This window comes from Geobacillus sp. Sah69 (assembly GCF_001414205.1).
In the GTDB taxonomy this organism is placed as follows: domain Bacteria; phylum Bacillota; class Bacilli; order Bacillales; family Anoxybacillaceae; genus Geobacillus; species Geobacillus stearothermophilus.
Genome location: NZ_LLKS01000035.1, coordinates 58786 through 79335 on the forward strand (window position 1 = coordinate 58786; position 20550 = coordinate 79335).

General features: G+C 56.5%; 22 protein-coding genes. 18 read left to right on the plus strand and 4 right to left on the minus strand.

Translation table 11 applies throughout. The annotated features are described in order from the left end of the window. Positions 1-137: 137 nt before the first annotated feature. The 17 genes from AP057_RS09170 (at position 138) to nth (ending at position 16060) form a co-directional block, all read left to right on the plus strand. On the plus strand, positions 138-473 hold the full coding sequence (locus AP057_RS09170) for a nucleotide pyrophosphohydrolase (RefSeq protein ID WP_033010114.1): 336 nt from the start codon (positions 138-140) through the stop codon (positions 471-473). Beyond that, positions 470-1267 carry a 4-hydroxy-tetrahydrodipicolinate reductase gene (gene dapB / locus AP057_RS09175; RefSeq protein WP_033014017.1) on the plus strand — a complete coding sequence of 266 codons (798 nt, stop codon included), beginning with the start codon at positions 470-472 and terminating at the stop codon, positions 1265-1267. The genes AP057_RS09170 and dapB overlap by 4 nt, the downstream gene beginning before the upstream one ends. 31 nt (positions 1268-1298) lie before the next feature. Then, complete coding sequence (gene mgsA, locus AP057_RS09180) at positions 1299-1733, plus strand: methylglyoxal synthase (protein WP_033014018.1); 435 nt, start codon at positions 1299-1301, stop codon at positions 1731-1733. 5 nt (positions 1734-1738) lie between these two features. Further along, entirely contained in the window at positions 1739-2449 is a 711-nt protein-coding gene (gene bshB1 / locus AP057_RS09185; RefSeq protein ID WP_033014019.1) for a bacillithiol biosynthesis deacetylase BshB1, read from the plus strand. After that, positions 2446-3579, plus strand: coding sequence for an N-acetyl-alpha-D-glucosaminyl L-malate synthase BshA (bshA, locus tag AP057_RS09190; protein ID WP_055358585.1), 1134 nt, complete (start codon positions 2446-2448; stop codon positions 3577-3579). Before bshB1 ends, bshA begins: the two co-directional genes overlap by 4 nt. Continuing rightward, entirely contained in the window at positions 3579-4793 is a 1215-nt protein-coding gene (locus tag AP057_RS09195) for a CCA tRNA nucleotidyltransferase (RefSeq protein WP_055358586.1), read from the plus strand. Before bshA ends, AP057_RS09195 begins: the two co-directional genes overlap by 1 nt. Further along, positions 4751-5740: a biotin--[acetyl-CoA-carboxylase] ligase gene (locus tag AP057_RS09200; protein WP_055358587.1), complete on the plus strand. Its 990-nt coding sequence runs from the start codon at positions 4751-4753 to the stop codon at positions 5738-5740. Before AP057_RS09195 ends, AP057_RS09200 begins: the two co-directional genes overlap by 43 nt. Positions 5741-6005: 265 nt before the next feature. Then, complete coding sequence (gene panB / locus AP057_RS09205; RefSeq protein ID WP_033010092.1) at positions 6006-6842, plus strand: 3-methyl-2-oxobutanoate hydroxymethyltransferase; 837 nt, start codon at positions 6006-6008, stop codon at positions 6840-6842. Next, the gene (panC, locus tag AP057_RS09210) at positions 6842-7711 is read left to right on the plus strand and encodes a pantoate--beta-alanine ligase (protein ID WP_033014059.1); all 870 of its coding nucleotides are present in this window, start codon (positions 6842-6844) and stop codon (positions 7709-7711) included. The genes panB and panC overlap by 1 nt, the downstream gene beginning before the upstream one ends. 15 nt (positions 7712-7726) lie before the next feature. Continuing rightward, complete coding sequence (gene panD, locus AP057_RS09215) at positions 7727-8110, plus strand: aspartate 1-decarboxylase (RefSeq protein WP_033010095.1); 384 nt, start codon at positions 7727-7729, stop codon at positions 8108-8110. Positions 8111-8160: 50 nt separating this feature from the next. Then, positions 8161-10914, plus strand: coding sequence for an ATP-dependent DNA helicase DinG (gene dinG, locus AP057_RS09220; protein WP_055358588.1), 2754 nt, complete (start codon positions 8161-8163; stop codon positions 10912-10914). 306 nt (positions 10915-11220) lie between these two features. After that, the gene (locus AP057_RS16315) at positions 11221-11391 is read left to right on the plus strand and encodes a YpmA family protein (RefSeq protein WP_081106597.1); all 171 of its coding nucleotides are present in this window, start codon (positions 11221-11223) and stop codon (positions 11389-11391) included. A 5-nt stretch (positions 11392-11396) separates the two neighbouring features. Continuing rightward, the gene (locus tag AP057_RS09230) at positions 11397-11876 is read left to right on the plus strand and encodes a DUF5590 domain-containing protein (RefSeq protein ID WP_033010097.1); all 480 of its coding nucleotides are present in this window, start codon (positions 11397-11399) and stop codon (positions 11874-11876) included. A gap of 21 nt (positions 11877-11897) precedes the next feature. Further along, positions 11898-13079, plus strand: a complete 1182-nt coding sequence (locus AP057_RS09235) for a pyridoxal phosphate-dependent aminotransferase (protein ID WP_049624833.1) — start codon at positions 11898-11900, stop codon at positions 13077-13079. 161 nt (positions 13080-13240) lie between these two features. Continuing rightward, on the plus strand, positions 13241-14533 hold the full coding sequence (gene asnS / locus AP057_RS09240; RefSeq protein ID WP_033014026.1) for an asparagine--tRNA ligase: 1293 nt from the start codon (positions 13241-13243) through the stop codon (positions 14531-14533). 63 nt (positions 14534-14596) lie between these two features. After that, positions 14597-15301, plus strand: coding sequence for a DnaD domain-containing protein (locus AP057_RS09245; protein WP_055358589.1), 705 nt, complete (start codon positions 14597-14599; stop codon positions 15299-15301). Positions 15302-15388: 87 nt separating this feature from the next. Beyond that, entirely contained in the window at positions 15389-16060 is a 672-nt protein-coding gene (gene nth, locus AP057_RS09250; protein ID WP_055358590.1) for an endonuclease III, read from the plus strand. A 102-nt stretch (positions 16061-16162) separates the two neighbouring features. Here nth and AP057_RS09255 read toward each other — a convergent pair whose 3' ends face one another. Then, positions 16163-18838, minus strand: a complete 2676-nt coding sequence (locus tag AP057_RS09255) for a PBP1A family penicillin-binding protein (protein ID WP_055358591.1) — start codon at positions 18836-18838, stop codon at positions 16163-16165. Positions 18839-18871: 33 nt separating this feature from the next. After that, entirely contained in the window at positions 18872-19477 is a 606-nt protein-coding gene (recU, locus tag AP057_RS09260; protein ID WP_033010104.1) for a Holliday junction resolvase RecU, read from the minus strand. 213 nt (positions 19478-19690) lie between these two features. On the opposite strand from recU, the gene AP057_RS09265 reads away from it, so the two are divergent. Continuing rightward, on the plus strand, positions 19691-19933 hold the full coding sequence (locus tag AP057_RS09265; RefSeq protein WP_033014029.1) for a hypothetical protein: 243 nt from the start codon (positions 19691-19693) through the stop codon (positions 19931-19933). 53 nt (positions 19934-19986) lie between these two features. Here the strand turns inward: AP057_RS09265 and AP057_RS17470 are convergent, their stop codons facing one another. Next, positions 19987-20157 (minus strand): hypothetical protein, encoded by a 171-nt coding sequence (locus tag AP057_RS17470; protein ID WP_162839627.1) that lies wholly within the window; start codon positions 20155-20157, stop codon positions 19987-19989. 84 nt (positions 20158-20241) lie between these two features. Continuing rightward, positions 20242-20442: a YppF family protein gene (locus tag AP057_RS09270; RefSeq protein WP_033011260.1), complete on the minus strand. Its 201-nt coding sequence runs from the start codon at positions 20440-20442 to the stop codon at positions 20242-20244. Between the last annotated feature and the right edge of the window lie 108 nt (positions 20443-20550).

Sequence of the window (20550 nt, forward strand, 5' to 3'; positions counted from 1 at the left end):
ATAGTCGGCGTCTTCATTATAGAGGAACTTGTCCGCCTAGGCAATGATGGCCGGAAGCGCGATGATTTGGCACAAGGCGAAAACATTTGTCAAATGTGCTGCTTTTCGTTAACATGGAAACAGGCGAGGTGATGGCCATGCAGGAGAAAACGATGAAACAGATGCAGCGTGAAGTAGACGAATACATCAGCCAGTTTAAGGAAGGCTATTTCAGCCCTCTCGCCATGCTGGCGCGGCTGACCGAAGAGCTCGGCGAACTGGCGCGTGAAGTGAACCACTACTACGGAGAAAAGCCGAAAAAAGCGACTGAACAAGAAAAAACGGTGGAAGAAGAGCTGGGCGATTTGCTGTTTGTGCTCATTTGTTTTGCCAATTCGCTCGGCATTGATTTGCAGGCGGCGCACGATCGGGTGATGGACAAGTTTCGCACCCGCGACCGCGACCGCTGGACGCGGAAGGAGGAAGAATCATGACGATTCGCATCGTCATCGCGGGGCCGCGCGGCCGCATGGGCCGCGAGGCGGTGGCGCTCGTGCAAAAAACAGATCATTTCGAGCTGGCTGCGGTCATTGACCGCCGCTATGATGGCCAAAATTTGGCTGACATCGAAGGGTTTGCCGGCGTCAATGCCCCCATTTACACCGATGCCGCCCGTTGCTTTGTCGAGGTGAAGCCGGATGTGCTCATCGATTTGACGACGCCGGAAGTTGGAAAGCGGCATGCGGAGCTGGCGCTGCGTTACGGCGTTCGTCCGGTTGTCGGCACGACGGGATTCACGCCGGAAGAGATCGAGCGGCTGACCGAACTCGCTGAGGCGAACAACATCGGCGCCATCATCGCGCCCAACTTTGCCATCGGCGCGGTGCTGATGATGAAATTCGCCCGCATGGCGGCCAAATATTTCACGGATGTAGAAATTATCGAGCTGCACCATGACCAAAAGCTGGATGCTCCGTCCGGAACGGCGTTGAAAACGGCGCAGCTCATCGCCGAGGTCCGTCCGTCGAAAAAGCAAGGTCATCCGGACGAAAAAGAAACGCTTGAAGGGGCGCGCGGAGCCGCGTACGACGGCATTCCGATCCACAGCGTCCGCCTGCCGGGGTTTGTCGCCCATCAAGAAGTCATTTTTGGCGGTGACGGTCAGACGTTGACGATCCGCCATGACTCGTTTCATCGGAGTTCATTTATGTCCGGGGTGAAGCTTGCCGTCGAGACGGTCATGCATTTACATACGCTTGTGTATGGGCTTGAACATATTTTAGAATAGCGCGGCTTGCGCAAACGAGGGAGGGGGAAACGTGAAAATCGCCTTGATTGCCCACGACAAGAAAAAAGAGGACATGGTCGCCTTTGCGACCGCCTATGCGCCCGTGCTGGCCAACCATGAACTGTATGCCACCGGCACGACCGGGCTGCGCATTCAGGAGGCGACCGGCCTTGCCGTCCACCGCTTCCAGTCCGGACCGTACGGGGGCGACCAAGAAATTGGGGCGATGATCGCCCGCAATGAAATGGACCTTGTCATTTTTTTCCGCGACCCGCTGACCGCCCAGCCGCACGAGCCGGACATCAGCGCGTTGATGCGCCTTTGCGACGTCTATGCCGTGCCGTTGGCGACGAACATCGGTACGGCCGAGCTGCTCATCCGTGCGTTGGAGCGCGGCGATTTGGCATGGCGCAGCATTGTGCGCGGCCGAACAAAAGGCGGGGAGGAATCGAAAACAGAAAGGTGACAGCGATGACGGAAACGTGTGATTTATTGGCGTTTGGCGCCCATCCGGATGATGTTGAAATCGGCATGGGCGGAACGATCGCCAAATACACGCGCCGCGGTTTTCGGGTGATCATTTGCGATTTGACGAAGGCGGAGCTGTCGTCCAACGGCACGGTCGACGAGCGGCAGAAAGAGGCGGCCGAGGCGGCCCGGCGGCTTGGCGTGGCGCTTCGCCTCAACCTCGGGCTGCCGGATCGCGGCCTTTTGATCAGGGAAGAGGCGATTCGCCGCATCGTGTCGGTCATCCGCCGCTACCGCCCGCGCGTCGTCTTTGCTCCGTATTGGGTCGACCGTCATCCCGACCACGGGCAATGCGCCCGCCTTGTCGAGGAGGCGGTCTTTTCTGCCGGCATCCGCCGCTACGGCGCCGGGGAGCTTGGCGACGCCCACCGCGTCCGCGCTATGTATTATTACATGATCAATGCGTTTGAACGGCCGCATTTTCTGATCGATATTAGCGAGACGGTCGGCGACAAGCTGGCGAGCCTGCGCGCGTATGAAAGCCAATTTGAAAAGCGGCCCGGTTCGGTGGACACGCCGCTGACAAACGGCTACATCGAGACGGTGGAAAGCCGCGAGCGTTGGTTTGGCCAGCAAATTGGCGCCGCCTATGCCGAAGGGTTTTTGTCCAAAACGCCGATTCATCTTTTTGATTTATTCGAGGAGGCGCGATGAAGCTGAAAATCGGGATTGTTTGTTATCCGACAGTCGGAGGCTCAGGGGTCGTTGCCACCGAGCTCGGCAAGCTGCTGGCCGAAAAAGAGCATGAGATCCATTTTATTTCCTCGAGCATGCCGTTTCGGTTGAACAAAGTATATGGAAACATTTATTACCATGAAGTGAACGTCAATCAGTATTCGGTCTTTCAGTATCCGCCGTACGATTTGGCCCTTGCCAACAAAATCGCGGCGGTGGCTAAGCGCGAACGGCTCGATGTGCTTCATGCCCATTACGCCGTCCCGCACGCCGTTTGCGCCGTGCTGGCGCGACAAATGGTCGGCGAGCTGCCGATTGTCACGACGCTGCACGGCACCGATATTACCGTCTTGGGTTATGATCCGTCGCTGTCTGACATGATCAAGTTCGGCATTGAGCAGTCCGATATCGTCACCGCGGTGTCTGACGCCCTCGTGCGGCAGACGTACGAGTTGCTCGATGTGCAAAAACCGATCTATACGGTGTACAACTTTGTCGACGAACGCGTGTACCGCCGTCGGGAGGCCGGCCATTTGCGGCGGGAATACGGCATCAGTGAACAGGAAAAGGTCGTGATCCATGTCTCCAACTTTCGGAAAGTGAAGCGCGTGCCCGATGTCGTGCGGGCGTTTGCCATCGTCCGCCGCCATATGCCGGCCAAGCTCTTGCTTGTCGGCGACGGCCCAGAAATGACCGTCGTCTGCCGGCTTGTCAAAGAGCTCGGGCTCAACGGCGATGTCCGATTTTTGGGGAAACAGGACAAACTCGAAGAGCTGTACTCGATCAGCGATGTGATGATGCTCTTGTCGGAAAAAGAAAGCTTCGGGCTTGTCCTGCTCGAAGCGATGGCGTGCGGCGTTCCGTGCATCGGCACCGCCATCGGCGGCATTCCGGAAGTGATCGAAGACGGAAAAAGCGGGTTTTTATGTCCGCTTGGCGATGTTGAAGAAGCGGCTCGGCGGACGCTTATGCTGCTGACCGACCGCCGCCTTCATCAAGAGATGGCGCGCCAGGCCGTGCAAACGGTCGAGCAAAAGTTTCGTTCGTCCGACATCGTCGGGCAATATGAACAGCTGTACATTTCGCTCGCCGCAAGGAAGGTGAAATGATGAAACCGCCGTTTCAAGAGGCGCTCGGCATCATTCAACAGCTGAAACAGCATGGCTATGACGCCTATTTCGTCGGCGGAGCGGTGCGTGATTTGCTGCTTGGACGCCCGATCGGCGATGTGGATATTGCGACAAGCGCCTTGCCGGAAGACGTTATGGCGATTTTTCCAAAGACGATCGATGTCGGCTCGAAACACGGCACGGTCGTCGTTGTCCATAAAGGAAAAGCGTATGAAGTGACAACATTTCGCACGGACGGCGACTATGAGGACTACCGCCGTCCGGAGTCGGTGACGTTTGTCCGCTCGCTTGAGGAAGACTTAAAACGGCGCGATTTTACGATGAATGCCATCGCCATGGACGAATATGGGGCTATCATTGATCCGTTTGGAGGGCGAGAGGCGATTCGCCGGCGAATCATTCGCACCGTCGGAGAGGCGGAAAAGCGGTTTCGTGAAGATGCGCTTCGCATGATGCGGGCCGTTCGCTTTGTCAGCCAGCTCGGATTTGCGCTTGCGCCGGATACGGAACAGGCGATCGTCCAAAACGCTCCGCTTTTGGCCCACATTTCAGTCGAGCGGATGACGATGGAGATGGAAAAGCTGCTCGGCGGTCCGTTTGCCGCCAGGGCGCTGCCGCTGTTGGCCGAAACCGGATTGAACGTTTACTTGCCTGGTTTGGCAGGGAAAGAGAAGCAACTGCGTCTGGCGGCGGCTTATCGTTGGCCATGGCTTGCCGCGCGCGAAGAACGGTGGGCGCTTTTGTGCCATGCGCTTGGTGTGCAGGAAAGCCGGCCGTTTTTGCGCGCGTGGAAGCTCTCGAACAAAGTGGTCGACGAAGCGGGCGCCATTTTGACGGCGTTGGCTGACATTCCACGGCCGGAAGCATGGACGAACGAACAGCTGTTTTCCGCCGGCCTTGAGCGGGCGCTCTCGGTGGAAACAGTGCGCGCCGCCTTCACCGGCGCGCCGCCTGGGCCATGGCATGAGAAACTGCGCCGCCGCTTTGCCTCCTTGCCGATCAAAACGAAAGGGGAGCTGGCGGTCAACGGAAAAGACGTGATCGAGTGGGTCGGGAAACCGGCCGGCCCGTGGGTGAAAGAGGCGCTGGACGCCATATGGCGGGCGGTCGTCAACGGAGAAGTCGAGAACGAGAAGGAGCGGATTTACGCATGGCTCATGGAGCGCAATCGGACACGCGAAAAAAACTGTTAGAGCTGTTTGCAGAAGCGAACGGCGAGTTTTTGTCGGGACAAAAAATCAGCGAACGGCTCGGCTGTTCGCGGGCGGCCGTATGGAAACACATCGAGGAGCTGCGCAAAGAAGGCTTTGAACTCGAAGCGGTGCGCCGCCTTGGCTATCGGATCGTAAGCACGCCGGATAAGGTGACGGCGAATGAAATCCAGCTCGGCCTGAAAACGGAAACGCTCGGCCATACGATCCATTTTTTCGAGGAAGTCGATTCCACGCAGCGCATCGCCGCCAAGCTGGCGTACGAAGGGGCGCCGGAGGGGACGCTGGTCGTCGCGGAAGAGCAAAAAGCCGGCCGCGGGCGCCTCGATCGGAAATGGTTTTCTCCGAAAGGAACCGGCATTTGGATGAGCCTTATTTTGCGCCCGCCCATCCCCCCGCAGCGGGCGCCGCAATTGACGCTGCTTGTGGCGGTGGCCATTAGCCAAGCCATTCAAGAAGTGACCGGGCTTGTCCCGAATATTAAATGGCCGAACGACATTTTGCTTCACGGCAAAAAAGGCGTCGGCATTTTAACCGAGCTGCAGGCCGATCCCGACCGCGTCCACTCGGTCATCGTCGGCATCGGCATTAACGTCAATCAAACAGCGGAACAATTTCCCGAGGACATTCGCGCCATCGCCACGTCGCTTGCCATTGAAAAAGGCGAACGCATCAAGCGTGCGCCGCTCATTCAAGAAATTTTGCTCCGCATCGAGCGGCTGTATAAGCAATATTTGGCGCACGGCTTCCGCTCCATCAAGCTTCTTTGGGAAGGGTATGCGGTTTCGATCGGCAAGCCGGTGACGGCAAGAACGCTGGGCGGAACGATTCGCGGCATCGCCCGCGGCATCACCGAAGACGGGCTGCTCATTCTCGAAGATGAGGAGCAAAACACCCATTATATTCACTCAGCCGATATTCAGTTGTAAATTGCCACTAGAAAAATTGTGATAATTTTATTAAAATACAAGGCGAGGAAAGGGCAGTATCTTTGTCAAGAAAGAGCTGCACCGAGGCTGGCAACATGAATAAATGGTTGAGACGATCTGCCTTGATCCTTACTCGAAGGACTGGGACAGAGGGGTGAACGAAACCGACGGCGGTTTATGGCGTCCTTCTTTCTCAAGGCGGGAAAGAAGGACGTTTTGTTTCGGTCGCGTCACCTCCTCTGCAACAAAAGGGGAGGGAGTCAATGTGAAGACGAAAACGGATTTTTTTCGCATGAAACAGACAGGCGAGCCCATCGTCATGGTGACCGCCTATGATTTTCCATCGGCCAAGCTCGCGGAGCAAGCCGGGGTGGACATGATTTTGGTCGGCGACTCGCTCGGCATGGTCGTGCTCGGCTATGACTCGACGATTCCGGTGACGGTTGAGGACATGATTCATCATACGAAGGCGGTGCGGCGGGGCGCGCCCAACACGTTTGTCGTCACGGACATGCCGTTTATGTCCTACCATGCGTCGAAAGAGGAAGCGTTGCAAAACGCCCGGCGCATCATGCAGCAATCGGGGGCGAACGCCGTCAAAGTGGAAGGAGCCGATGAAGTTACCGGCGTCATCGCCGCGCTGACGAAAGCCGGCGTGCCGGTCGTCGCCCACCTCGGGCTGACACCGCAGTCGGTCGGCGTCCTCGGCGGCTACAAAGTGCAAGGCAAAGATGCGGAAAGCGCCAAAAAGCTTATGGATGATGCGAAACAGTGCGAACAAGCGGGCGCGATCGCCTTGGTGCTCGAATGCGTGCCAAGGCAGCTTGGCGCCGCCATTGCCCGGGAGCTTCATATTCCTGTCATCGGCATCGGCGCCGGGGCCGAGGTGGACGGCCAAGTGCTCGTGTATCATGATGTGCTCGGCTACGGTGTTGACCGTGTGCCGAAGTTTGTCAAACAATACGCCGTCATTCAAGATGCCGTCGTCCAGGCATTGGCCAACTATGTCGCCGATGTCAAACTGCGACAGTTTCCAGAGCCGGCGCACGCGTTTACCATGAAGGAAGAAGAATGGGTGGCGTTATACGGAGGAAAGCAATGATGATCGTTGTTGACCGCATTGCGACAATGCAGGCGTTGATGCGCCAATATCGCCGCGAAGGAAAAACGATTGGGTTCGTCCCGACGATGGGCTATTTGCACGATGGGCACGCCGCGCTCATCGACCGGGCGCGCGAAGAGAACGATATCGTTGTGCTCAGCATTTTTGTTAACCCGCTTCAGTTTGGACCGAACGAAGATTTTGCCCGCTACCCGCGCGATTTTGAGCGCGACCGGCGCATCGCCGGCCAGCATGGCGTGGACGTATTGTTTCACCCGGAGGTGGACGAAATGTATCCGGCGCCGCTCTCGGTGCAAGCGGTCGTCAAGGCGCGCACCGATGTGTTGTGTGGGCGGTCGCGGCCCGGTCATTTCGACGGCGTGGCGACCGTGCTCATTAAGCTGTTCAATATCGTCATGCCGGACCGCGCCTATTTCGGGATGAAAGACGCCCAGCAGGTGGCCGTTGTCGCCGGCTTAATCCGCGACTTTAATTTTCCGATCGAGCTCGTGCCGGTGCCGACGGTGCGCGAGACCGACGGGCTGGCGAAAAGCTCGCGCAACGTTTATTTATCGCCGCAGGAGCGAAAGGAAGCGCCGGCGCTCTACGAGGCGCTTAAGGCCGCAGCAGCGGCTGTTGACCGCGGGGAGCGGAACGCGGAAGCCATCCGCCGCCTCGTGCGGGAGCATATTGAGGCGCATACGCATGCGGAAATCGATTATGTTGAAGTATGCTCATATCCCGATTTAACGCCGCTTTCGGCGCTCGCCGGAACGGTTCTCATTGCGGTTGCCGTCCGGTTTGCGGGCGCCCGCTTGATCGATAACATCATGGTCGAGTTGCCTGCAGCGGACAGGCGAGGGGAGTAAAAGGGGGGATCGTCCATGTTTCGTACGCTCATGAACGCCAAAATTCATCGCGCCCGTGTGACGGAAGCGAACCTGGATTACGTCGGCAGCATTACCATCGATGAAGATATTTTGGACGCCGTCGGCATGGTGGCTAATGAAAAAGTGCAGGTGGTCAACAATAATAATGGAGCCCGCTTTGAAACGTATATCATCCCCGGGGAGCGCGGCAGCGGCGTCTTTTGCCTAAACGGCGCGGCCGCCCGCCTCGTGCAAAAAGGGGATATCATCATCGTAATTTCGTATGCGCTCGTTCCGGAAGAAAAAGTCGCCGCGCATCGTCCGAAAATCGCCATTATGGACGAACACAACCGGATCGCGCAGCTTATCGCCGAAGAGCCGGCACATACGATTTTATAATGTGGTCAAAAAGGGGCTTTCCGCCCCTTTTCGTTTTGAGGTGATCGTTTATGGCAATGCGCTTTGTCATTATTGATTTGGAGACAACCGGAAACGGGCCGAAAAAGGGCGACCGGATCATCCAGCTCGGCATGGCGGTGGTGGAAGGCCGCTCGATCGTGGCGCGGTTTGCCAGCTTTTTCAACCCTGAACAGCCGATCCCGCCGTTCATCCAACAGCTGACCAATATTGACGAGCAGACCGTTGAAGAGGCGCCGCTGTTTGCCGATAAAGCGGGCGAGATTGCCGCCATGATGAAGGGGGCGTATTTCGTCGCGCATAACGTCGATTTTGATTTGCCGTTTTTGCAGGCGGAGCTCGAGCGGGCCGGGCGTCCGCCGTTTGCCGGTCCGACGATCGATACGGTGGAACTTGCGCGCATCGTGCTGCCGTCGGCGGAAAGCTACAAGCTTGGCGATTTGGCGAAACAGCTCGGCCTTCGCCATGATCGCCCGCACCAGGCGGACAGCGATGCGGAAGTGACCGCCAAACTGTTCATTGCCCTGCTCGGACGGCTGCACCGCCTGCCCTTGTTGACGCTTGAACAGCTGCGCCGCCTCGCCCGCCATTTGAAAAGCGACATTTATTCGCTCTTGGACGCCGTCATTGCGGAAAAACGAAAAGAAGCGCCAGTGGATGACACGGTCGCGGTATACCGCGGCATTGCGCTGAAAAAACCGGCGCCAAAGCCGGATGACGGCAGACGGCATTCCCCTTCCGCCTCGTTCGCTGCTTTTTATGAACAGGCGCCGCCCCTTCCGCTTCCTGGCTACAAACGACGTGAGGGGCAGTGGGAGATGATGCGGCTTGTCTATGAGGCGCTGTCGACGTCCCAGCATGCGCTCATTGAGGCGGGAACCGGGCTCGGCAAATCGCTCGCCTACTTGATTCCCGCCGCCTTTTTTGCCGGTGAGCGCCAGGAGCGGGTCGTGGTAAGCACGCATACGCTTCAGCTGCAAGAGCAGCTCATCCGCCGCGATTTGCCCGTGCTGCGGCAAGTCGTGCCGTTTCCGCTTCGGGTCGCCGTCTTGAAAGGGAAGCAAAACTACCTTTCCCTCGACAAGTTCGTTTCGTTTTTGTCTGAACCGTGCGATACGTACGATGCGGCGCTGTTGAAGTGCCAGCTGCTCGTCTGGCTGCTTGAGACAGACAGCGGCGATTTGGACGAATTGAATGTGTCGTCCGGCGCCCGTCTTTTGTTGTCAGAGCTGGCCATTGGCGAGGGGGAAGACGGCGGGAGGCATCATTTTTTCGCCCAAGCGAAACAACGCGCCGAGCGGGCGAATATTGTCATTACGAACCACGCGTTTTTGCTTCATGATTTGACAGCTTCTTCGCCGCTTTTGCCGCCGTTTCGCCATCTTGTCATCGATGAGGCCCATCGGCTCGAGGACGCTGCCGCCCATTCGTTTGGCGAACGGATTGACTACGTGTCTTTTCGTCTGCTGACGGCCAAAATAGCGCAAACGCTTGGAAAATGGCCGGAAGCGGAGCACGGTGAAGCGGAAGACGCGATCGCCCGCTGCCAACGGCGTTTGGAAGAGTTGCAATTTGAAGGGGACGAGCTGTTCCGTTTGCTGCGCCGCTATGCGCTTGCGAAAAAGCCGGCGCGGGCCGGCCGTTGCCGCTACCGTTTTTCCCCGGCTGACGAGGGCGGCCGGACGTGGCAGGCAGCGACGGAGTTATGCTGGCGTCTGCGCGACTCGGCAGCGGCGCTATGCGGTGCCGCGATGCCGCTTGTGTCAGCGCCCGCCGCGGATGGTTCTCCGTTGCCTGCTTCGCTGGCAGCGGATTTGGCGGCGTTGGAGCGACAGCTGGCAACGCTTGTCCGGCTGTTGACGGAAACGGATCCCAGCGCCGTCCGCTGGATCGAAGCGGATGAGAAAGGGGCGGCGAACGCCGTCCGCCTTTATTCCCAGCCGGTCGACCTCGCCGATTTTTTTGCGGACCGGCTGTTTATGAAAAAGCGGAGCGTCATTTTGACTTCCGCAACGCTTACGGTTCGCGGGCGTTTCGCGTATATGACGAGGCGCCTCGGGTTGGACGAGTTTTATCCGCTGTGCCGCTCGTTTCCGGCGCCGTTTCGCTACGAGGAACAGGCTGCGCTCTTTGTGCCGGCGGACATGCCGCTCGCTTCCGCTGTTTCGGTCGAGACGTATGCCGAGGCGGCAGCGGCGGCCATCACAGCAGTCGCCCGGCGCGTCGGCCGGCGGCTGCTTGTGTTGTTTCCATCGTACGAATTGTTGAAAATGACCGTCGAGGCGTTAAAAAACGACGAGGCGGACGAACCATTTGTCTTGATCGCTCAAGGGGTGCAAAGCGGCAGTCCGGCCAAACTCATCCGGACGTTTTTGCAGTTTGAGCGCGCTGTGCTGTTTGGGACGAGCGGTTTTTGGGAGGGGGTCGATTTGCCGGGGGATGCGCTTGATGCGCTCATCATCGCGCGTTTGCCGTTTGCTCCTCCGGACGATCCGGTGATGGAAGCGAAAAGCGAACGCATTCGTGCACGGGGAGGCGATCCGTTTTATGAGCTGTCGCTTCCCGAGGCCGTCCTCCGATTGAAGCAAGGCGTCGGCCGTCTCATCCGCACCGAGCGCGACAAGGGAGTGGTGTTCGTCCTTGACCGCCGGTTGACGAACGCTCCGTACCGAGCGGACTTTCTCGCGTCGTTGCCGCCGTTTCCTGTGCATGAGGGTGGACTTTTGGAGCTGCTCGATGCGGCGGACGCCTGGCTTTGGCAAGGCCGCCGGCCCAATGGCGTTTAGGGCATGTCGTCGCTTCCTTCTCATAAAGAGAGGGGAAACGGTGCAATCTAAAGATGGCAGGCAGCAAAAAAATTCCCCGCATCGAGCGGGGCGGAAGGAAGCAAATTTGCGTTGGCGGTGTAGGCGGGCAAATTTGTTATGAAATGGTCGGACAAACCTGCTATAATAGGGAAGAAGCACAACTGCGATGCTGGCAGCCTGCGGCTTTCGCTGCCTGGCTGCAGATCTGCTGTATTTGTATTGTTGCCGGAGCCGCCGGCCTGTATAAGTAACAAAATTTGCGCCGCACAGGAGGAAGCGACGAAAATGGAAAGCAAAATTGAAGTGCTCGCCACCGTCAAAGTCCAGCATTCCGACGATTTGTACAAAATTGTCGACTGCTTGAACCGGACGCTGAAGCGCAACAATTTAATGTTTGGCCTTGCTTTGGATGAGAACGACAGACGACAGGCCGTCTTCACGATTTACCGGACGTGATCGCGATGAAAAAATGGGGATGGTTGGCTCTCCTTTTTTTTGGTTTCCTCATTTGGCAGGCATGGTCGATTTATGGAGAGGCGATGGCGCCCAAACGGTCCATGGCGGAACACGCGCTTGCGCGGGCGAGGGAGGCAGTCGGATTGATTGACGTCAAGAAAGTCTATACATATTATGGGGATGAAGCGTACACTGTATTCATCGGCCGGACGAAGCAAGAAAAAACGGACGTCGTCGTTTGGGTGCCGGAAAAAGGAGGAAATGTCGTCGTCAAGCGGGCGGACAGCGGCATCAGCGAAGCAAAAGCGCGCGCCATTTTAGAGCGCGACCGCCGCCCGCAGCAGATCATTGACGCGACGCTCGGCATGGAAAAAGGCGTGCCTCTTTGGGAGTTGACATATATCGATTCGGAAGGAAGGTATTCGTTTTATTACCTTCATTTCACCGATGGCGCGTTCTTGAAGAGGTACAGTTTTCAACGATGAGGACATGAGGGGGAAGAAGCGATGAAACTGGCAAAACGGGTGGCGTCGCTGACGCCATCGGCGACATTGGCCATTACGGCGAAAGCGAAAGAATTGAAAGCGGCTGGATACGACGTGATCGGCCTCGGGGCCGGAGAGCCGGATTTCAATACGCCGCGGCACATTCTCGATGCAGCGGTAAGAGCGATGAACGAAGGGCATACGAAATATACGCCCTCGGGCGGGCTGCCGGCGCTGAAGGCGGAAATCATCAAAAAGTTTGCCCGCGATCAAGGGCTTGAGTATGAGCCGGCGGAAGTGATTGTATGCGTCGGGGCGAAGCACGCCCTTTACACCCTCTTTCAAGTGCTGCTCGACGAGGGCGATGAGGTCATCATCCCGACGCCGTATTGGGTCAGCTACCCGGAACAAGTGAAGCTCGCCGGCGGCGTTCCCGTTTATGTGGAAGGGCTGGAACAACACGATTTCAAAATTACGCCAGAGCAGCTGAAGCAGGCGATCACGCCGCGGACGAAGGCGGTCATCATCAACTCGCCGAGCAACCCGACCGGCATGATTTACACGGCCGAAGAACTGAAGGCGCTCGGTGACATTTGCTTAGAATACGGCCTCTTGATCGTCTCCGACGAAATTTATGAAAAGCTGATTTACGGCGGAGCGAAGCATGTCTCGATCGCTGAGCTGGCGCCGGAGCTGAAAGCGCAGACCGTCATCATCAACGGGGTGTCGAAGTCGCATTCGATGACGGGATGGCGCATCGGGTATGCAGCAGGTCCAAAAGAAATCATCAAAGCGATGACCGACTTGGCGAGCCACAGTACATCCAACCCGACGTCAATCGCCCAATACGCGGCCATCGCCGCGTACAGCGGCCCGCAGGATCCGGTGGAAGAAATGCGCCGAGCGTTTGAAGAGCGGCTCCATATCATTTACGACAAGCTTGTGCAAATTCCAGGGTTTACATGCGTCAAGCCGCAAGGGGCGTTTTACTTGTTCCCGAACGCCCGCAAAGCGGCGGAGATGGCGGGCTGCCGCACGGTCGACGAGTTCGTCGCCGTCTTGCTCGAAGAGGCGAAAGTCGCCCTCGTGCCCGGCTCCGGGTTTGGAGCGCCGGACAATGTCCGCCTGTCGTATGCGACTTCGCTTGAGGCGCTGGAAACGGCGGTGGAACGCATCCGCCGATTCATGGAAGCGCGCGCGTAACCAAATCCACACGGGGCAGGGTGGATATGCTGTCAGGCGGCAACGGCCGGTGCAGTACAAAGCGCCGCATTTCGCCGCCCCGACCTGGCCGTTGCTGCCGTGTTGGCGCAACGGTATAATAGCGAATGATGGACGTGTCAATCATTGGAGGGAATAAGTACGTGAAAACGACGATTGCGGAAGTAAACCAATATGTCGGCCGGCAAGTCACGATTGGTGCCTGGCTGGCCAATAAGCGCTCGAGCGGAAAAATCGTCTTTTTGCAGCTGCGCGACGGGACGGGCTTCATTCAAGGCGTCGTCGAAAAGGCGAACGTCTCAGAGGAAGTATTCCAACGCGCGAAAACGTTGACGCAAGAAACATCGCTGTATGTGACCGGAACAGTGCGCATTGACGAGCGCTCGCCGTTCGGCTACGAACTGTCGGTTACGGACTTGCAAGTCATCGATGAAGCGGTCGATTACCCGATTACGCCAAAGGAGCACGGCGTCGAATTTTTGATGGACCATCGCCATTTATGGCTTCGGTCGCGGCGTCAGCATGCCATTATGAAAATCCGCAACGAGGTCATTCGGGCAACGTACGAGTTTTTCAACGACCGCGGGTTCGTCAAAGTCGATGCGCCGATTTTGACCGGCAGCGCGCCGGAAGGAACGACCGAGCTGTTCCACACGAAATATTTCGATGAAGACGCGTATTTGTCGCAAAGCGGCCAGCTGTATATGGAGGCAGCGGCGATGGCGCTCGGCAAAGTATTTTCATTCGGCCCGACGTTTCGCGCTGAAAAGTCGAAAACGCGCCGCCATTTGATTGAATTTTGGATGGTCGAGCCGGAAATGGCGTTTTACGAGTTTGAAGACAACTTGCGGCTGCAGGAAGAGTACGTCTCCTATCTTGTGCAGTCGGTGCTCAGCCGCTGCCGGCTCGAGCTTGGGCGGCTTGAGCGCGATGTGTCCAAACTTGAGTTGGTCACGCCGCCGTTTCCGCGCCTGACGTATGACGAAGCGATCAAGCTTTTGCACGACAAAGGGTTCACCGACATCGAGTGGGGCGACGACTTCGGCGCGCCGCATGAGACGGCCATTGCGGAAAGTTTCGAGAAGCCGGTCTTTATCACTCATTACCCGACGTCATTAAAGCCGTTTTATATGCAGCCGGATCCGAAGCGGCCGGACGTTGTGTTGTGCGCCGACCTCATTGCCCCGGAAGGGTACGGGGAAATTATCGGCGGCTCGGAGCGTATCCATGATTATGACTTGTTAAAGCAACGCCTTGAGGAACACCATTTGCCGCTTGAGGCGTATGAATGGTATTTGGATTTGCGCAAATACGGATCGGTGCCGCACTCTGGGTTCGGGCTCGGCCTTGAGCGCACGGTCGCTTGGATTTGCGGCGTCGAGCATGTGCGTGAAACGATCCCATTCCCGCGCCTTCTCAACCGTTTGTATCCGTAACCCCCTGCAAAAAAGGGGGTTTTTTGCCGCCGGCATGTTATACTATAGTTGAGGTGCATCGGCATGGAAAAGAAAAAGGTGGCCGAATGGCTGGCGCAAGGAAGCGTCGCCGTTCCAAAGCTGTTATTGAACCATTATAAACAGCTTGGCTTGAGCGAGGCGGAACTCGTGCTGCTTTTGCATATGCAGTCGTTTTTTGAGCAAGGGATCACCTTTCCGACGCCGGCGGAGCTGGCCGAGAGAATGACGGTCCCGGCGGCGGAGTGCATGGAAATGATGCGCCGCCTTTTGCGAAAGGGGATGGTGGCCATTGAGGAGCATACGGACGAACGCGGCATCCGCAGCGAAAAGTATACGCTCGAACCGCTTTGGGAGCAGCTGGTTCACCATTTGTATGCAGAAGCGGCCAAGGATGAGTGCGGCGGCCAGCAGGAGGAGGAAAGCCTATATACGGTTTTTGAGCAAGAATTTGGCCGCCCGCTCTCCCCGTTTGAGTGCGAAACGCTCGCGATGTGGATCGACCAAGACGGCCATGAACCGGCCATCATTAAAGCTGCGCTGCGCGAGGCGGTGCTGTCGGGAAAACTGAACTTTCGCTACATCGACCGCATTTTGTTTGAGTGGAAAAAGAACGGCATCCGCACGATCGAGCAGGCGCACGATTACGGCAAAAAATTCCGCAAGCCGAAACAGCTCGCCCGCCCGGCGAAACAGGAGACAGGAGAATTTAAGCAGACGATTCCGTTTTTCAACTGGCTTGACTCGTAAACGAGAGCGCAGTCTCTCGTTTTTGTTTGGCCAAAATCGCGAAATGCTCGTATGGATGGCCAAACATCGCGAAAGGAGGAGAGAGGGATGCTGACGAAGCAGCAAATCCGCTGCTGTTTGGACGTGATGGCGGACATGTTTCCCAATGCCCATTGCGAACTTGTGCACCGCAATCCGTTCGAACTGTTGATCGCGGTCGTTTTGTCAGCGCAATGCACCGATGCGCTCGTCAATAAGGTGACGAAACATTTGTTTGAAAAATACCGAACGCCGCACGATTACATCGCGGTGCCGCTTGAAGAGCTGGGGCAAGACATCCGATCGATCGGATTATACCGGAACAAAGCGAAAAATATTCAAAAGTTGTGCGCGATGCTGATTGAGGAGTACAACGGTGAAGTGCCGCGCGACCGCGATGAATTGATGAAGCTGCCGGGCGTCGGAAGGAAGACGGCCAACGTCGTCGTCTCCGTGGCATTTGGCGTGCCGGCCATCGCCGTTGATACGCATGTCGAGCGGGTCAGCAAGCGGCTCGGCTTTTGCCGTTGGGACGCGTCAGTTCTGGAAGTGGAACAAACGTTGATGAAAACCATTCCAAAGGAAGAATGGTCGATCACCCACCACCGGATGATTTTTTTCGGCCGCTACCATTGCAAGGCGCAGGCGCCGCAATGCCCGGTATGCCCGCTTCTTCGTTTATGTCGCGAGGGAAAAAAGCGGATGCGAAAGAGGGAAAACAAACGTGCGCGTGCCGACTGAATGGGCTCGCCCGCTTTTTCCCGGACGGGCATATTTCTAGGCAAGTCGCCATGAAAAAGCGGATGGCTTATCGGGCCATCCGCTTTTTTGAGGCAGGTGATCTCACTGGCGGCTTCCATTTCTCATGCCAGCATTGCCGCTGTTTCCTGATTGTGGATTGGTCGGCGTCGTTGGGGTTGTTGGTGTCGTCGGCGTTGTTGCGCCGCCATCCCCTTGGCCGTTGTCTTCGCCGCCGTTGTCCTCTTCGCCGCCATCATCGCGATCTTCGTTGCCATTGCCGTTGTTTCCGCTATTTCCGCCATTGTTGTTATTTTGATTGTTTCCATTGCCCCCATGATCATCGCTGTTATCCCCGTTCGTGCCGCCATTTCCGGCGCCACGGTTGTTGCCATCACCGTTCGCTCCATTGCCCGGCGCCGTCGGCTGCTCGCCGCCAGGGATGCGGATGCTCGTGATCGCCGGCTTGCTCATCCGCTCGCCTTCCTTGGCATAGACGGCGATCGTGTACGAAGCCCCTGGCGCCACGTTCGTAACTGTCACGCCTAAATCTTTGGTCGTGACCGTTTCCGTATGCCCTTGCTCGTCTTTGATGCGCACTTCAAACAGCGTGTCGTCGGTTTTCTCATCATACGACCAAGAGACGGAAATCATGTTGGCAGCTTGGTCGTACGAAGCGGCCAACCCTTTGACAGCCGGGAGCTCTTCCGGCTCATCTTTTGCGACTTTTGTCGGTTCGGTGCCGCGCACGAACAATTCATACGTAATGTCGCTTTCAGGCGTGTATTTGCCGGCAAGTTTCGGCGGATTCGTGCCTTTTTTGATCGGCAGTTTGACGACGCTGTCCGGCCGCTGAAACTCTCCGCTGCCATCGTCGAGATGGGACATCAGATCTTTCAGCAAGAGCTTCGGAATGCGCTGCTCCCGACTCCCTAATGTAGCTGTTTCGCTTTTTTTGCTGAAGCCGACCCAAATGGCCGCCGTGTAGTTTGGCGTATAGCCGATAATCCAGCTGTCCGGCACATCGTCCCGTTTGAGGCCAAACTTCGCGCCGTCTTTGCCGTAGTTTGTCGTTCCGGTCTTGCCGGCGAGCTCCAACCCTGGAACATAGGCGGACCGCCCAGTGCCAGAGCGGATGACCGATTTAAGCATGTCGGTAATCATGTATGCGGTGTAATCATGCATGACTCGCTTCGGTTTTGGCTTTAAGTCCATTTCCGTGCCGTCTGGGAAGACGATTTTCGTCACCGCATACGGCTTCGTGTAAACGCCGTTGTTGCCGAAGGCGGCGTAGGCGCCGGCCATCTGCAACGGCGATACGTAGCGCGATATGCCGCCGATTGCGTACGGCTCATATACTTCGTCAAAGCCCATGCCGAGCCGGTTGGCAAACTCTCTCGCCCGCTCTTTGCCGACCGCTTGGAACGTTTTTAACGCCGGGATGTTGCGCGACCATGTGAGGGCATTGCGCACCGTCACCGGTCCGGCGTAGCGTCCGCCGGCGTTGCGGATCGGGGTGCCGTCGGAGTACGTATACGGCTCGTCAACAAGAATGTGCGCGGTTGACCATTTTAAATATTCGATCGCCGGCCCGTAGTCCAAAATCGGCTTAATCGTTGAACCGGGCTGGCCGACAGGCTGAATTGCGTAGTTGAAACCGAACTCGATGTTGTCGCGGTGGCGTCCCCCGCCTAATGCGCGAATGGCGCCCGTTTTCGTGTCGACGAGGGCGATTCCCGACTGCAAATCTTTTTTGGCGGTAAAATGTTGATCGGAGTTTAATAGCTTTTCAACGTACGACTGCGCCTCTTGATCAAGCGTCGTGTAAATTTTCAGCCCGTCTTCAAAGACGTTGACATTGGCTTTGTCCGTCACTTCTTTGATCACTTCGTCAATGAAGGCGTCGTATGGCACGGAATTTTGCGGCTTTTTCCGCTCGGTGAGCATCGATTTGATCGGCACCTGCTTCGCTTTTTCCGCTTCTTCCGCACTGATAAAGCCATGTTTCACCATGAGCGACAAGACAGTGTCGCGCCGTTTTTTCGCCGCCTCCGGATGATCGTACGGGTTGTACCGGTTCGGGCTTTGCGGCATGCCGGCCAAGAGCGCTGCCTCAGGGAGCGTCAGCTCTTTTAAGTTCGTTTTGCCGAAGTAATATTCCGCCGCCCGGGCGACGCCATAAATGCCGTCTGAGTAATAAATTTTGTTCAAGTACATTTCCAAAATTTCGTGCTTCGAATACTTTTGCTCAAGCTGCAAGGCGAGCCACGCTTCTTGCGCTTTCCGCTCCAACGTTTTCTTTGATGAGAGGAACGTCATTTTCACGACTTGCTGGGTGATCGTGCTGCCGCCTTCCGCGCCGAACCCTTCGCGAATATTGGCGATGACCGCGCCGGCTAGACGGACGATGTCGATGCCGTGATGCTCGTAAAAGCGGGCGTCTTCGGTCGCCAATACCGCATTTTCCAGCACTTTCGGCACGTCCTTGTATGAGATGTACGTCCGTTTGTAACCGCCCAGCTCGGCGACTTTCTTTCCGCTCATATCGTACACGGTCGACGAGAGCGGATCTTTAATTTTCGCCTCATCGAGCGGAGGGGCGTCCTTGACAAAGTAGGCGAACGCAGCCACCCCCCCGATGGCGCCAAGGGCGATCATCAGCACTATCGCAATGGCGATCGCTTTCAACCAGGACCTCCCTCTTTTCTTTTTCGCCTTTTTTTGTTTCGTCTGTTTCGCTGCCTGCTTTCGTTCCACACGAGAACGATATTCACCAGACATAAGCAAATCCTGCCTTTCTTACAAGTTTTCACCTTAAGCGGTGAAGTACACGTTTTCTATTACACTAATATAATCAATTCTCGGCTGGTAGCCAAGCGGGATATAATGCCCGTATTGTTCGATCTCCCGTTTTGGGATCGACTTTCTTCCCCCGGCTTCTTGCTCATTCCAGCGGGCAATTAAGTGGGAGGCGTCAAGCAAATACGTTTCATTGAGCAGGGAAAAACGCAAAATCGCAAAGCAAATGCCGCCGTGGGCCATGACTTGCGCCATATGGCGGATTTGGTGAGCATGGAAATTTTTCAGCGGAAACGACGTTTTGTTTCTCGTCTCCTTTGCCTCAAAGTCGATGTATTTGCCGCGATAGATGCCGTTGTAGTCGGTCGTCGACGCCTGCCGGAAATAGGCCTCTTTGATGACGGCGGCGCTCCGTTTCGGATAATCGACGCGGACGATTTGCACCGGAGTCGGCTTTTTATGGATGACAGCGATGCCGTGCTCCCGATAATATTCATTCGTCGCGTTTAAGTCGTCTTCGAGCGTCATGCCGCGGTTGGCATAGCCGGCTGCCGCCGGCGGTCGCACCGCGCTCGGTCCGTTTCCGCGGTATTCTTTTCCTCCTGGATATTTGAGTGCCATCGCGTTCATCTCCTTTGAATGGTTTTTATTATACCATACGCTCGGAAAAGATGCGCCTTTTTTTCTTCCCCACGGCTGCGCCTGCTCTTGTTGTCGAATGGCGGCCGCATCCCGCTTTCTTTGCCGAATCTGTTCTACTTTTGTCGCTGCAGCAGGGAGTGATCCCCTTGGACGCGAATGGAATATCATCACGCCAGAAATGGGGGAGAGGAAATGGAAAAACGGTTAGTGAAAAAAGAAGAGATTGAAAAGCAGCTTCAGGAAATTGTCGCGCTCATCGAGCAGGTGGACGCGAAAATGGAAAAGGTGATCGCGGATGTCATTGAGGAGCGGTACGCCCAAAACAAAGAGCACCTCGCGCATCTTGAAGGGCGGATCGCCGGCGTCGAACGGCGGCTTGATGGGAAAAAAGCGAACGCGGAGCGACCGTTGCCGTCAAAACTGTATTTTGTGTAAACAGCCGGCGGCAGAAACGCTGTCCCCTCGGCTGCGGGGACAGCGTTTTCCTTTTACGTATCTTTTCCTGTTGTGATCGAGACAGGGCCGCCTTCAGCCGTCGCGACTGTGTTGATTTCATATTCGACCCGCTCGGTATGCTTCGGCGGCGCCGGCTCGCCATGTTTCGGTTTTTCGTGGTCATGTCCTTTCAATTTATGGTTGAAATGGACGCCTCGGCCCATTGCCCAACACCCCCCTTGCTTATTACGATGGGGATTTCAGGCCGAAAGTATGCAAAAAAAAGAAGGGAAAAACTCCCTCGAGACCTAAAGTCCAGCGTATTCTTCCGTTTCGTCCGGCTGACAGGCGCCGGCTTGTTCCAGCTCGCGCACTAAGTCGCGATATTGGGCAAGCGAAATTTCCCCGCGCAAATAAAGGCGACGGGCGAAATCGAGCAGTTCGTTCGCCTCAGCCGGCTCGCAATGTTTGACCGCCATGAACTTATGTTTCAATTCCGTGATGCTCATTGATGCTTTTCCCCCTTCCCCCTTTTTTACATCGTACCATGAAAATAGGAGGAAAGGGCGATTTCCGAAAATTAAAACTTCCGACAAGAGGTTACATGTCCGCGCGCA